This window comes from Rhodanobacter lindaniclasticus, assembly GCF_004799035.1.
GTDB classification, from domain to species: Bacteria; Pseudomonadota; Gammaproteobacteria; order Xanthomonadales; family Rhodanobacteraceae; genus Rhodanobacter; species Rhodanobacter lindaniclasticus.
This window is the reverse complement of the sequence record NZ_MWIO01000014.1, coordinates 146,691-159,945: the sequence shown is the minus strand read 5'-3', so window position 1 is coordinate 159,945 and position 13,255 is coordinate 146,691. Positions and strand designations below refer to the sequence as shown.

13 protein-coding genes are annotated in these 13,255 nt (G+C 70.6%); 5 read left to right on the top strand and 8 right to left on the bottom strand.

Going from position 1 to position 13,255, the window contains the following annotated elements:
• Window positions 1-227: 227 nt before the first annotated feature.
• The 3 genes from B1991_RS05120 to B1991_RS05110 form a co-directional block, all read right to left on the bottom strand.
• Entirely contained in the window at window positions 228-779 is a 552-nt protein-coding gene (locus B1991_RS05120; RefSeq protein ID WP_168709580.1) for a PEGA domain-containing protein, read from the bottom strand.
• 1 nt (window position 780) lies between these two features.
• Window positions 781-2,172: a hypothetical protein gene (locus tag B1991_RS05115; protein WP_246031063.1), complete on the bottom strand. Its 1,392-nt coding sequence runs from the start codon at window positions 2,170-2,172 to the stop codon at window positions 781-783.
• A 148-nt stretch (window positions 2,173-2,320) separates the two neighbouring features.
• Window positions 2,321-3,712 (bottom strand): MBL fold metallo-hydrolase, encoded by a 1,392-nt coding sequence (locus B1991_RS05110; protein WP_136257628.1) that lies wholly within the window; start codon window positions 3,710-3,712, stop codon window positions 2,321-2,323.
• A gap of 150 nt (window positions 3,713-3,862) precedes the next feature.
• Here B1991_RS05110 and B1991_RS05105 point away from each other — a divergent pair, with 150 nt between their 5' ends.
• The 5 genes from B1991_RS05105 (at window position 3,863) to B1991_RS05085 (ending at window position 8,309) form a co-directional block, all read left to right on the top strand.
• A complete protein-coding gene (locus tag B1991_RS05105; RefSeq protein WP_246031062.1) occupies window positions 3,863-5,284 on the top strand; it encodes a GGDEF domain-containing protein in 1,422 nt (473 codons plus the stop codon).
• Window positions 5,285-5,350: 66 nt separating this feature from the next.
• On the top strand, window positions 5,351-5,623 hold the full coding sequence (locus B1991_RS05100; protein ID WP_136257627.1) for a PepSY domain-containing protein: 273 nt from the start codon (window positions 5,351-5,353) through the stop codon (window positions 5,621-5,623).
• Between the two features lie 31 nt (window positions 5,624-5,654).
• Complete coding sequence (locus B1991_RS05095; protein ID WP_136257626.1) at window positions 5,655-6,251, top strand: cytochrome b/b6 domain-containing protein; 597 nt, start codon at window positions 5,655-5,657, stop codon at window positions 6,249-6,251.
• A 4-nt stretch (window positions 6,252-6,255) separates the two neighbouring features.
• Complete coding sequence (locus B1991_RS05090) at window positions 6,256-6,930, top strand: response regulator transcription factor (RefSeq protein WP_136257625.1); 675 nt, start codon at window positions 6,256-6,258, stop codon at window positions 6,928-6,930.
• On the top strand, window positions 6,927-8,309 hold the full coding sequence (locus B1991_RS05085; protein ID WP_136257624.1) for an ATP-binding protein: 1,383 nt from the start codon (window positions 6,927-6,929) through the stop codon (window positions 8,307-8,309). The genes B1991_RS05090 and B1991_RS05085 overlap by 4 nt, the downstream gene beginning before the upstream one ends.
• A 19-nt stretch (window positions 8,310-8,328) precedes the next feature.
• Here B1991_RS05085 and B1991_RS05080 read toward each other — a convergent pair whose 3' ends face one another.
• Genes B1991_RS05080 through B1991_RS05060 form a run of 5 tightly spaced genes read right to left on the bottom strand, consistent with a single transcriptional unit; the run spans window position 8,329 to window position 13,252 of the window.
• Window positions 8,329-8,802: a cytochrome c gene (locus tag B1991_RS05080; RefSeq protein WP_136257623.1), complete on the bottom strand. Its 474-nt coding sequence runs from the start codon at window positions 8,800-8,802 to the stop codon at window positions 8,329-8,331.
• 53 nt (window positions 8,803-8,855) lie between these two features.
• Window positions 8,856-9,710 (bottom strand): LOG family protein, encoded by an 855-nt coding sequence (locus B1991_RS05075; protein ID WP_136257622.1) that lies wholly within the window; start codon window positions 9,708-9,710, stop codon window positions 8,856-8,858.
• On the bottom strand, window positions 9,707-11,122 hold the full coding sequence (locus B1991_RS05070) for an MBL fold metallo-hydrolase RNA specificity domain-containing protein (RefSeq protein WP_136257621.1): 1,416 nt from the start codon (window positions 11,120-11,122) through the stop codon (window positions 9,707-9,709). Before B1991_RS05070 ends, B1991_RS05075 begins: the two co-directional genes overlap by 4 nt.
• Before the next feature lie 59 nt (window positions 11,123-11,181).
• On the bottom strand, window positions 11,182-11,751 hold the full coding sequence (locus tag B1991_RS05065) for an alpha/beta fold hydrolase (RefSeq protein WP_246031061.1): 570 nt from the start codon (window positions 11,749-11,751) through the stop codon (window positions 11,182-11,184).
• Complete coding sequence (locus B1991_RS05060; protein WP_136257620.1) at window positions 11,744-13,252, bottom strand: efflux transporter outer membrane subunit; 1,509 nt, start codon at window positions 13,250-13,252, stop codon at window positions 11,744-11,746. The genes B1991_RS05065 and B1991_RS05060 overlap by 8 nt, the downstream gene beginning before the upstream one ends.
• Window positions 13,253-13,255: the final 3 nt, after the last annotated feature.

Sequence of the window (13,255 nt, the reverse complement as noted above, 5' to 3'; positions counted from 1 at the left end):
ACTCTCCCCTACGGTCGATTCGGGCCTTGCCGGGAAATCTCGTACACCGCACGTCCCTCCCCGAGGAATCCGCGTCAGTCACGCCCACTATAGGAATGGCGGCAGGCGGCGCTTCTGATCCAGGTCAAGCAGATGTGCACTTTCGACACGCGCGGCACGAGCGGCGGACTTCACCACGGCGGGGACGTGGCTGCCGCCTCGCCAGTGACGGGCGGCCGCGGGCTCTTTCAGTGGCCCGGGTGGGTGCCTGGCTGCAGGATCCGTCGACGCACGCGCTGTTCCTCGGCCGGGGTGATCAGGCCTTCGTCCAGCAGCTCCTGCAGCACCTCGAGCTGGCGCAGCCGTCGTTGCGGCACGGATGGCACCGGTGCAGGCGGCAGCGTCGCCGGGGCTGCCAGCGGCGCGGGCACCCGGCTGGCCGCGGGCGTCGACGCCGACGCGATGCAGTCCAGGCGCAGGTGCAGGTCCTGCTTGAGGTCGTCCAGCGTCACCCGATGCGTCAACGGCTCGCAGCCGGCGTGGCGCAGGGTGATCATGCCGTAGCGTTCGGCGCGGGCGTCCGGGTAGCTGTTCGGGTAGATGTCGCGCTCGGTGATCGTCAGCGGCGTCACGCCGGCCTTGCCGCCGATCAGCTCGACCTCCGCACCCGACGGCGTCGATTCGATGCGCAGGGTGCCCACCTGCAACGCCTGCGCCTGCGCGTTGCCGCCGGCGGCGAGCACCAGCACCAGCGCCGCGAGGTGCACGGGTGACCGCTTGGGGAACCGACGGGAGCGCATCTCAGAACGCCGTGTCGAAGCCGAACAGGATGTAGTTCTCGCTGCTCAGGTGGCCGGTGAAGTAGGGGCCGGTGGGCCGGGTCCGGTTCTGGAAATCGACGTTGAGCTCGATGATGCCCTTGACGTTGCGCATGAAGTAATACGACGCGGTCAGGCTCAGGCTGTTGATGTCGATGCCTTCGAAGATGGTGTTGGTGTGCGCCAGGTCGCCGGCGCTGGCCCGGTTGTACAGCGCGGAGAACGCCCAGCGGTCATCGGGGATCCAGTCCACGCCGGCGAAGCCGCCGCTCCAGCGGTAGTTGCGCGTCGGGTCGGCATCGAGGAAGCCGTCCCAGTCGTTCCACAGGTATTGCGTGTACCAGTGGGTGTTGGCGCCGATGTCGCCGGACGCGTCCAGGCCGACGACGCGCTTGTCGGTGTTGCGCTGGCTCTTGTCCATGCCGGCCGGGCCGGCGGCGCCGCGCTGCTTGCCCGCGGCACCGAACACGCCGACCGCCACCGGGCCGATGTCGGTACCGATGTGGGCGAAGGTGGTCTTGGAGCTGTCGCTGTCGAACATCCGGTCCGGACGCGAGTAGCCGGTGCCGTTGATCTTGAAGTTGTCGGTGATGCCGTTGCCGTTGGTGAAGCCGAGGTCGATGCCGAAGCGCCCGATGTCGCGGTCGAACAGCACGCCGCGGTCGTAGGTGACGCCGGCCATGCGGTAGACCATGTAATCTTGGAACGGCAGGCGGATTTCGCGCGGGAACATCGAGTCGGACAGCGAGAACTGGCCGAGCATCATGCCGATGCCGCTGCCGAAGATGTCGGCATGGCGGAACCAGGCGTCCTCCACCAGAACTTCGCCGTTGCCGCCCTTCTCCCCCATGATCGCGTAGAAGTAATAGGTGATGTTCTTGCTCAGTGGCGCGCTGGACAGCAGCTTGAGCAGGTACGGCGACTGGAAGTCAGTCGCGGCGGATTGGCGGGCGCCGCTGATCGGGTCGATCGCCTGGCCTTGGCGGCCCTGCAGATAGGCCTGGGCGCGGATGGCCAGCGGCACGTGGTCGGGCAGCGCGAGCCGATCGTCGTTGAGCTGGGCGGAGGTTTCCATCCAGTTCGGCAGACGCATGTTGTTCTTGGCGAAGATCTCGCCGAACTTGTTGAGGCGCGGGAAGGCGGAATGGCAGGCGACGCAGCTGAGGCTGTAGCGGCGCGCGAACTCGGGCATGGCCGAGGCATTCTGCGTCGGCAGGATCGCCAGCCACGCACCCAGCAGCAGCCACGGCACGGCGCGCCACAGGGATCGGGTCGCACGCGCGCGCTCGGCGCCGCTGCCGGGCGACGGGACGTGCACCATGGCATGGAGGTCGTGGCGCGCAGGGAAGCACGGGAGATGGATCCGCTTCATCATGATTTGCTCTCGAAGCCGTGGGACGGCCACCTTCCCCTGGGGCGACAGGCGGCGGACACAGTCTGCGCACCTGCGGCCAGCGTCTCTTTGACCAGCGTCAACTGCGCGGCGTGTCGTGTTTCGTGCGGTTGTCCGGCCGCCGGCGGCTTCAGTCGAGCTTGATCGGCTCGTGCAGGCCAGGCAGCTGGCAGGCGATGCCGCGCCCGGCCAGCACCTCCTGCATCACGCGCATGCCGCGGCCGTATTCGCCGTGCACCAGGAACACCTTGCGCCGCGGCGCGTCGCCCAGCCAGGCCAGCAGCGAGGGCCGGTCGGCGTGCGCGGAGAAGCCGTTGATGGTCCACACCTGCGCGCGTACCGGGATCTCCTCGTTGAACACGCGCACGCTGGGCGCCCCGTCGATGATCCGCCGCGCCAGCGTGCCTTCCGCCGCATAGCCGACGAACACCACGCTGCAGCGCTCGCGCCACAGGTTGTGCTTGAGGTGGTGGCGCACGCGACCACCGTTGCACATGCCCGAGCCGGCCAGGATGATCGCGCCGCCGTCGACGTTGTTGATCGCCATCGACTCGGCCGTCTCGCGGGTGAAGTGCAGGCCGGGCATGGCGAACGGGTCGCCGTGCCGCAGCTCGGCGAGGAAGCCGTCGTCGAAGCATTCCGGGTGGCGACGGAAGATTTCGGTGGCGGAGATCGCCATCGGCGAATCCAGGAACACCCGCACGTGCGGCGGGATCGCGCCGTCGGCGATGCCGCGGTGCAGGTAGTAGAGAATTTCCTGGGTGCGCTCCAGCGCAAAGGTGGGGATCACCACGTTGCCGCGCCGGTTCACCGTGTCGCGGATGGCCTGGTACATCTCGTCCACCGAGTCCGGCACCGAGCGGTGCGGACGGTCGCCGTAGGTGCTTTCCATCACCACGTAGTCGGCTGGTGGGGCGGGCGTCGGGTCGCGCAGCAGCGGGCGACCCGGGTTGCCGAGGTCGCCGGAAAACAGCATGCGCCGTTGCTTCTCGCCGTCGTCGATCTGCAGCAGGATCGAGGCCGAGCCGAGGATGTGGCCGGCATCGAGAAAGCGGGCGCGGATGCCATCGGTGACCTGCACGGTTTCGTCGTAGCCGACATCCGGGCCGAAGAAGTCCAGCGCGTGCAGCGCGTCGTCCAGGGTGTACAGCGGCGGCGCCACCGTCTCGCCGCGTCGGTTGTTGCGTTGCGCGCGGCGCGCGTCCTCTTCCTGCAGGCCGGCGGAATCGAGCATCACCACCCGCGCCAGTTCGCGGGTGGCGGCGGTGGTCAGGATGCGGCCGCGAAAACCCCGGCGCACCAGCAGCGGAATCCTGCCGCAATGGTCCAGGTGCGCGTGGGTGAGCAGCAGCACGTCGATGCCGGCCGGGTCGAAGCCGAACGGTTCGGCGTTGGCCCGCTCGACCTCCTCGCTGCCCTGGAACAGGCCGCAGTCGATCAGCACGCGGCGGTCGTTGCAGGTAATCAGGTGGCAAGAGCCGGTGACCTGCTTGGCGGCACCATGGCAGCTGTAAATGAGCATGATTTCCTCGACGGTGCGGGCGGCTGGCGCAGACTCTGGCAGGCCAGGCCAGTCGTCGGATTGATCGTCGTCAATTCGGGCGCCTGCCGACTATGCCATGGTCGGTCCGGTGCCGGCGTACTGCCGAACTTGCGGAAGGCTCGCCGGAGTATGGGGGTGACGATGTTCACCGTGCCGTTCCATCACGATCTCGCTGTCGTGCGGGGGTTCCTGAGCTTCTCGCGTGCATCTGCGCTGCTGGTCTGCGGGGCCGCGCTGATCGTGCTGGCCGGCTGGTGGTTGCAGCGTTCGCCGCTGACCACGATGTGGCCGGGACAGCCGGCGATGACCGCGAATGCGGCGGCCGGATTCGTGCTGTCCGGCGGCTCGCTGCTGCTCAGCCATCATCCGGCGCCGTCGTGGTCGGGCCTCGCCCGCTGGCTGTCGCTGGGCGTGCTGGTGCTCGGCGCGGCGACTCTGGCGGAGTATCTGTGGCTGGTCGACTTGCGTATCGATCGCCTGCTTGGCGAGCTGTCGGCTCGCGACTCCGGGCGCATGGCCGAACCGGTTGCGGCAGGCTTCGTGCTGCTCGGTGCGCTGGGCCTGCTGCCGGCGCCACGCTGGCCGCGTGTGCGCGACGCGCTGGCCCTGGGCGCGTTGGCGATCGCGATGACCGGGCTCGCCTCCTATGGCATCGCGCTGGCCGGCAAGGGCACCATGCCGTTCGGGCGCATGCCGCTGCACTCCGCGTTGTTGGTGCTGTTGACTACGCTCGGCTGGCTGTGCGCTTCGCCCACGCTCGGGCTGACCCGCGTGGCCACCGCGGATACGCTGGGCGGTGCCCTGGCGCGGCGGCTGCTGCTGCCGGCCTTGCTGCTGTCGGCGGTGTTCGCGTTCGTGTTCGAGTTGCTGCAGTCCTGGCTGGGCCTCCCCGAGACGCTGGCCTTCGTGTTCGTGGCGTTGTTCAGCGGCGGCGCGGTGGCCGGGCTGGTGTGGTGGGTAGCCAGCCTGTTCGACAAGCTGGAACGCCAGCGCCGCGAGAGCACCGTGTTGCGCAACGATGCCGGCACCGACATCCTCACCGGGCTGCCCAACCGGCGCGCGTTCGACGAGGCACTCGCCGGCCTGCTGCGCGGGCAGCGCGAGCACGACACGATGTTCTCGCTGCTGATGTTCGACCTGGACCACTTCAAGACCTTCAACGACGAGTTCGGTCACCTGGCCGGCGACCAGGTGCTGCGCATCACCGGCCACCTGCTGCGCGCAGCGTTGCGCCCGGCGGACATGGCTGCACGCTACGGCGGCGAGGAGTTCGTGCTGCTGTTGCCGGGTACCGACATCAGCGGCGCCAGTGAGGTGGCGACGCGCCTGCTCGACGCATTCCGCGGTTTCGCGTGGCCGCATTGCAGGGTGACGGTCAGCATCGGCATGGCGCAGACGGTCGCCGGCGATGTCGCGGAGGATCTGATCCGGCGCGCCGACTCCGCGCTCTACGACGCCAAGCGCGGGGGACGCGACCGCGCGGTGGCGGCGATCGCGTTGCCGCAGGTGTCGCGCCCGGGGCCCTTCCCGCGCGCCGCACCGGGTCCTTAAGACCCACATAAGCCGTCCCGGTTGCAATGCCGTCCAAGGCAATCCTGCCGATACCGGAGACGCACCATGAAGCGCATCGTCATCGCACCGTTGTTCCTTGCCGCCGCCGTGCTGTCGGCGACCGCCGTCGCCGCACCCCAGTGCACCACCGCGCCGCGCGCGCAGTGGCTGACCGAAGCGGCGATGAAGCAGAAGGTCCTCGACCAGGGCTACACCATCAAGGTGTTCCAGGTCTCGGGCAACTGCTACGAAATCTACGGCAAGGACAAGGCGGGCAGGAACGTGGAGATCTACTTCGACCCCACCGATGGCCGCATCGTCAAGCAGAAGGGCGGCTGATCCATCACCTGACTCGAGCGAGGACAAGTCCATGCATGCCACGGTCAAGGTCTGGGACCCGCTGGTACGGGTGTTTCACTGGTCGCTGGCGGGCTTGTTCCTCGCCAACTTTTTCACCGAGGACGGCGAGCTGGTCCACCGCGGGATCGGCTACGCCGTGCTGGCCCTGCTCGCCGTGCGTTTCGTGTGGGGCTGGGTCGGCACGCGGCACGCGCGCTTCGCCGACTGGGTGCCCGGCCCGCGCCGCGTGCGCGACTATTTGCGCGAGCGTCTGGCCGGTCGCTCGCGGAGGCAGCTGGGGCACAACCCGGCAGCCGCGGTGATGATCCTGGCGCTGCTGGTCGGCGTGCTGCTGGTCGGCGTCACCGGCTGGCTGCAGACGACGGACGCCTTCTTCGGCACGCCCTGGCTGGAGGAGCTGCACGAGGTGCTGGCTTACGGCGTGCTGGGCCTGGTCGTGCTGCACGTGCTGGCGGCGGTGGGCGAGAGCGTGCATTACCGAGAGAACCTGGTTGCCGCGATGATCCACGGCCGCAAGCGCGTGCTGGGACAGGATGCCGCAGCGGGCGAAAAATCGGCGCCAATTGCCGCAAGTCAAATGAGCGGCCCGATCGTGCGACAAGAATGAGGCCATGCGCATCCTGCTAGCCGAAGACGACCGGGCACTGGGGCAGGCGCTGGCCGACGGCCTGCGCCAGCTCGGCCATGCAGTGGACTGGATCACCGACGGCACCCAGGCTGCCGCTGCACTGGCCGACACGACGTATGCCGCGGCGATACTGGACTGGAACCTGCCGCGCAGCAGCGGTCCGGCGATCATCGCCGGCATGCGCCGGCGCCAGGACGCCACCCCCGTGCTGCTGCTGACCGCCCGCGACGAACTGGCCGACCGCGTCGCCGGGCTGGATGCCGGCGCCGACGATTACGTGGTCAAGCCGGTGCACCTGGACGAACTCGCCGCGCGCCTGCGCGCCTTGCTGCGGCGGGCCGACGGCCAGGTCGAGCCGGCGATCCGCGTGGGTGCGCTGGAAGTCACCCCGGCCGCGCGCAGCGCCACGCTCGCCGACGCGCCGCTGGAGCTGACCGCGCGCGAGTACGCCTTGCTGGAAATGCTGGTGCGCCACCCCGGGCGCGCGTACTCCCGCGAGCAACTGGAGGAGGCGTTGTACGGCTGGGACCGCGAAGTGGCCAGCAACGCCGTGGAAGTGCACGTCCATCATCTGCGCCACAAGCTGGGGCCAGGCTGGATTCGCACCCTGCGCGGCATCGGCTACGCCATCAATCCGCCCGGCGGGATCGCCGCGTGATCCGTCCCTCGCTCAACCGGCGGCTGGTGCTGCGGCTGCTGGCCGGCATCGTGCTGGTGTGGTGCGCCGCCGTCGGCTGGCTGGGCTGGCGCAGCTTGCACGAGGTCGACGAGATCTTCGACCAGACGCTGGTGCGCACCGCCGCCAGCGTGTTCGCGGTGATGCCGGAGGACATCGCCCGCGGCGGCGCGGTGCGCCTGCCGGACAAACCGCTGCTCGACTCGGATGACACCGCCCAGCGCCCGGCCATCGTGCTGCGCGATGCATACGGCGAGCTGCTGGTGGAAAGCACCGAGCTGCCGTGGCTGCGTTTCGATCCGGGCGACGCGCATTTCCATTCGGTCGCCCACGACGGACGACGCTGGCGGGTGTTCCAGCGCTGGGATGCGCAGCATCGCTACTGGATCCAGGTCGGCGCACCGCTGGACGAGCGCGACGAACTGTTGCGCAAGCTGCTGGCGCCGGCGCTGCTGGCCTTGCTCGCGCTGCTGGTGCTGGTGCCGCCGATCGTGTTCGCCGGTTTGCGCAGCGGGCTGAAACCGCTGCGCCAGCTGGCGCGCGGCCTGTCCGCCGGCGCCGATCCGGGCGCCGCCTCGCTCACCGACGCGCGGGTGCCGATCGAGCTGGCGCCCTTCACCGAGGCGATCGACAAGCTGGTCGATCGCCTGCGGCTAAGCCTGGAACACGAGCGCCGCTTCACCGCCGATGCCGCGCACGAACTGCGCCACCCGCTGGCGGCGCTGCGGCTGGAACTGGACCTGGCCGGGCGCGGCGACGATGTGCGGGCGCGCACGCGGCACCTGCAGCGCGCGCAGGAGGCGCTGGATCGCATGCAGCGGCTGGTGGCTCAGTTGCTGCTGCTGGCGCGGGTCGAGAAACTGGCCGAGCTGGATGACGCCGGCCCGCTGCGTCTGGTCAGCGTCGCCGAAGCGGCCTTGCGTGACGCCAGCGAGCGCGCGGCGGCGCGTTCCATCGAACTGTCGCTGGACCACGACGGCAACGATTTCGTGCTGGGCAGCCGCAGCCTGCTCGACATCCTGGTGCAGAACCTGCTCGACAACGCGTTGCGCCACGCGCCCGAGCACGGCCAGGTGAACGTGCGCGTCGGCGGGCGCGACGAGCAGGTGAGCCTGGAGGTCAACGACAACGGCGCCGGTTTCGCCGCGGACGACATCGCGCGGCTGGGCGAGCGCTTCCACCGGCCCGAAGGCAGCGTGGGCGAAGGCAGCGGACTGGGCCTGTCGATCGCCCAGGCGATCGCCCGCCTGCATCACGGCCAGCTGAGCTTCGGGCGCTCCGCGCTGGGCGGCGCGCAGGTCGGTTTCAGCCTGCCGCGCGCCGCCACCTCGGCGGCGCCGCACGTGCCCGGTTACGTGTGAACGCGCCGCCGCGGATCGTTCAGGGCTGGCTGTGGAAATGCTCGCGGAACGGCTTGCGGAAGCGCTGGTGGCAGCCCAGGCAGGCACCCTGCACGTTGGCGAACGCGGCGATCGCCGCGCTGCCGTCCTGCCGTTGCGCGGCCTGCGCCAGCTGCTGGGCGGCGTCGTGGGCCTGGCGGTCGTAGTCGCGGAAGTGGCCGGCGTCCTTGCCCATGAAGGCCAGGATGCGCAGCTTCTCCCCCAGCGGCGGCTGCGGGTGGTCGGCGATGCGCACGGCCCGCTGCGCCACTGCCGGCCAGTCCTCGCGGGCGATGCCGTCGGTGACGCCCTGCATGTCCTTGCCCAGCTCGCGCATGATCGTGGTCAGCGCCATTGGCGCGGCCTGCTCCGGCGTATCGGCGGCACGGGCCGGCGGCGGCAGGCTGCCGGCCAGCAGCGCCAGCGCTGCGACGGCGGCGGCATGGGACAGGGTGGTGCGTGGCGTGCATGGCATGGGCGGTCTCCTTCGGGGTGGGATGATGGGCATCGGCATGGCACCGGTCGCGCTCAGGCCGGCGGTTCGCCGCCGTAGAACGCGTGGATCGCCGCCACGGCCTGTTCGGCGTTTTCGACCACGCTGACCAGCTCGGCGTCGCTGGCGTCGAGCATGCCCTGTTCGACCAGGAACCCGAGGTCGCAGGCGCGGCGCCAGAACGCGCCGCCGACCAGCACGATCGGCAGGCGCGGCATCTTGCCGGTCTGCACCAGGGTCAGCACCTCGAACAGTTCGTCCAGCGTGCCGAAGCCGCCGGGAAAGGTGACCAGCGCCTTCGCGCGCAGCATGAAATGCATCTTGCGCACGGCGAAATAGTGGAAGCGGAAGGCCAGGTCCGGGGTGATCCAGCTGTTGGGCCGCTGTTCGCGCGGCAGCGTGATGTTGAGGCCGATCGAGCGCGCGCCCGCCTCGTAGGCGCCGCGGTTGGCCGCGTCCATGATGCCCGGGCCGCCGCCGGTCACCACCACGAAATCGCGGCGCCCCTCGCACTGGAAACGGTACGAGACGATTTCCGCGAAGCGGCGCGCTTCCTCGTAGTAGCGGGCGCCGGCCAGCCGGCGGCGGGCGGCGGCGAGCTCGCGCGCCAGCTCCGGCTCGTCCGGATGGGCTTGCGTGCGCGCCGCCAGCTGCACCACTTCGGCCTGCGCCTGCTCCGGCGAGCAAGTGCGCGCGCTGCCGAGCACCACCACGGTGGAACGGATCGCGTGTTCATGCAGGGCGAGCTCGGGCTTGAGCAGCTCCAGCTGCAGGCGTACACCGCGCAGCCCGTCGCTGGCGAGAAACGCGACGTCTTCCTGCGCCAGCCGGTAGGCCTCGCCATGCACGATCGCTTCCTCGCGCCGCTTGCCCTCGTCGTTGTTGTTCATGCCGGGACTCCGCTGTCGTGCCATTGCACCTGCTGGCCCGCCGCGGGAACGGTCACCTTCCAGCCGCCGCGCGCACGCAGCCCGTCGGCCAGCGCCTGGGCCGCCGTTTCCTCGCCATGCACCACGAAGGTCTGCGCCGGCGCGCGCGCGAAGCCGGCGGCCCAGGCCAGCAGCGCGTCCCGGTCGGCATGCGCGGACAGTCCGCCGACGGTACGGATCGAGGCGCGCACCGGGATCTCCTCGCCGAAGATGCGCACCTGGCTGGCCCCGTCCACCAGCCGCCGGCCCAGCGTGCCCTCGGCCTGGAAGCCGGTGATTAGCACGCTGCATTCAGGCCGGCCGAGGTTGTGCCGCAGGTGGTGCTTGATGCGGCCGGCGGTGCACATGCCGCTGGCGGAGATGATGATGGCGCCGGAGCGGATCTGGTTCAGCGCGATGGATTCCTCCACGCTGGCGGTGAAGTTGAGATACGGCAGATCCTCGCCCAGCGCATGCCAGTCGGCGAGGCGGGTGGCGTTGTCGTCGAACAGGTCCAGGTGCTGTCGGGTGATCCGGGTGGCGGCGGTGGCCATCGGCGAATCGACGAAGATGCGCAGGTTGCGCAGCCTGCCTTCGCAGCTCAGCCGATGCAGGTGATACAGCACTTCCTGGGTGCGTCCCACCGCGAAGGCCGGCACGATCACGTTGCCGCGGGCCAGGGTGCGCTCTACCACGCCGATCAGTTCGTCCTGGGTGGCGGCAAGATCCTTGTGCAGGCGGTTGCCGTAGGTCGATTCGATGAACAGCAGGTCCGCTTCGGCAATTGGCGTCGGGTCGCGCAGGATCGCGCGCCCCGGTTGGCCGAGATCGCCGCTGAACACCAGCTTGGTGGTCCGCTCGCCCTCGCTGACCCACACCTCGATGATCGCCGAGCCCAGGATGTGGCCGGCGTCGCGGAAGCGGCAGCGGATGTCCGCGTGCGGGCGCAACTCGCGCCCGTAGCCGTGGGGCCGCACCTGGCGCAGGCAGGCGTCGGCATCGCGCAGGGTGTACAGCGGCGTGGCCGCGGCCTGCGCCTCGCGCGAGCCGCGGGCGCCACGCTGCGCGCGCAGCGCCTCCGTTTCCTGGATGTGCGCGCTGTCGGGCAGCATCACCTGCAGCAGGTCGGCGGTGGCGGCGGTGGCGTGGATCGCGCCGCGGAAACCGGCGCGGGTCAGTTTCGGCAACAGGCCGCTGTGGTCGATATGCGCGTGGGTCAGCAGCACGAAGTCGAGCGCCGACGGTTCGAACCCGAACGGTTGCCGGTTGCGCTGGGCGGCTTCGCGTCCACCCTGGAACATGCCGCAGTCGACCAGGAAGCGGACCTTGGAGGTCTCGATCAGGAAGCATGAGCCGGTGACTTCGCCGGCGGCGCCGAGAAAAGTGATTTGCATCGAAGCGGTTCTCCGGATTCGTTCAGTCGCGCCGGCACCAGCGGCCTGCGCACAAAGGGTCAAGGTTGCGCGGCACGGGCGGACTCCCCAGTGCTGTCGGGCGATCCGTGGCCGGGCGAAGCGTCGGCCGTCACCGGCTGCCAGTCCGGGTCGGCGAAATAGCGCGGATACAGTTCCAATGCGTCGAGCAGTGACGGCAGGCCGTCGGCGGCGAGCACGCGGCCGAGCAGCAGATGCAGGTTGGCGTCCATGCCGTTGCCGCGGGGAGGGCGGTCGACGATGGCGGCCACGCTGTTCTCGATCGACGCGGCGACGGCACGGGCTTGCCGCGTCGACAGCGAACCGTCGGCCTGCGCGTGCTGCATCCACAGCGCGATGGCGCGGATGCGTCGCATGCCTTCGCGCAGTGCGGTATCGGCCGGCCATCGCTGGCCGTGGTTCAGCTGCAGTTGGCGCTGGGCGGTGGCAACCGGGTGGTCTGTGGCGGTATCCGCAGCTTGCGCGAGTGACGGCGGTGCGCCGACCAGTGCCGCGACCAGCAGGGGCGCGCGCAGGACCCAGTGCAGGGCGCCGCCCATCCGGCGCGGGCCACCGCGGTCCGGGCGTTGCCGCAGCAGCCTGTCATCCACGGCGCTGCTCCTCGCGTGGTGCCGGCGACGATGGCGTGGTCGAGCCCTGGCCGCGTGCATCGTCGGCGTCGGCATCCCAGCCACCGCCCAGCGCCTTGAACAGCGCCACCAGATCGATCGCGGCGGCGGTGTGCGTGCGCGCATAACCGTCCTCGGCGTCGTGCAGCACGCGCTCTTCGGCCAAGAGGTCGGTCAGCGCGATGTCGCCGGCGGCGTAGCGCGCCTGCGCATGGGCGTAGCTGCGCCGCGCGGCGTCCGCGGCGGCCTGCTGGCGCTGCACCGCGTCCAGGCCCAGCCGGTAGTCGCCCAGCGCGCGTTCGGCGTCGCCCAGCGCGGTCAGCACGGCCTTTTCGTAGGCGAACGCCGCCTGTTGTTCGCGCGCCTCGCTGGCGCGGATCTCGGCGCGCACGCGGCCGCCGTCGAACACCCGCCAGGAGATCAGCGGCATGAGCGAAAACCGCTGGCTGGTTGATTCGAACAGCTGGCTCGCGTCCAGCGCCTGGAAGCCGCCGCTGGCGCCGATCGACAGCTTCGGGAACAGCTCCGCCGTGGCCACGCCGATGTCGGCGCTGCGCGCGGCCAGACGGCGCTCGGTCGCACGCACGTCCGGCCGGCGGCGCAGGATATCGGCGCGCTGGCCGACCGGGATCGGCAGCAGCGTGATCGGTGCGGCGGTGGTGTCGAGCAGGGCCAGCTCGCGTTCGGGCGGCGCGCCCAGCAGCACGCCCAGGCCCAGCGCCGCGGCGCGCGCGCGCGCCTGGATCGCGGGCAGGCCGGCGGCGGCGGCGCTCAGGCGCGCTTGCGCGGCATCGAGGTCCGCCTGCGCGGCTTCGCCCGCGCGCAGGCGCTGGCCGACCAGCTCGGCCGTGTGCGCGAGCGAGCGCACCGAGGCTTCGCGCGCGGCCAGCTCGCGTTGCGCGCCGCGCAGACCGAGGTAGCTGCGCGCCACTTCGGCGGCGATGCTGACGCGCACGCCGACGGCGTCCTCCTGCGCGGCTTGCATGCGCGCCTCGGCACCTTGCACGGCGCGGCGGGTGGCGCCGAACAGGTCGATTTCCCAGCCGGCGTCGAAACCGGCGTCGTAGATGGTCTGGTCCCGCGCCAGCCCGGGAATGGCGCCGATCGGCAGTGGGCCGTTCTCGCTCTGCCGGCGCCGGGTGACGCTGCCGCCGACGCCGACCGAAGGCGCGTAGCCGCCGGCGGCGCGGTCGCGCAAGGCCCGCTCCTCGGCGATGCGTGCCTGCGCCTGGCGCACGTCCAGATTGTCCGCCAGCGCGGTGGCGACCAGCCGGTCCAGGGTCGGGTCGCCCAGCGTGGTCCACCAGGTCGAGAGATCTGCCGGCGCCTGTGCGGCCACCGGCTGCGTCCAGCCGCTACCGGTGTCGACCTTCGGCGGCCCGCGGTAGTCGGGGCCGGCCGCGCAGGCGCCGAGCAGCAGCGTGCCCAGCGCGACGGCCGCTGCGCGTGGCGCACCGTGGCAGCGATTCGATGAGCGGGTCATGGC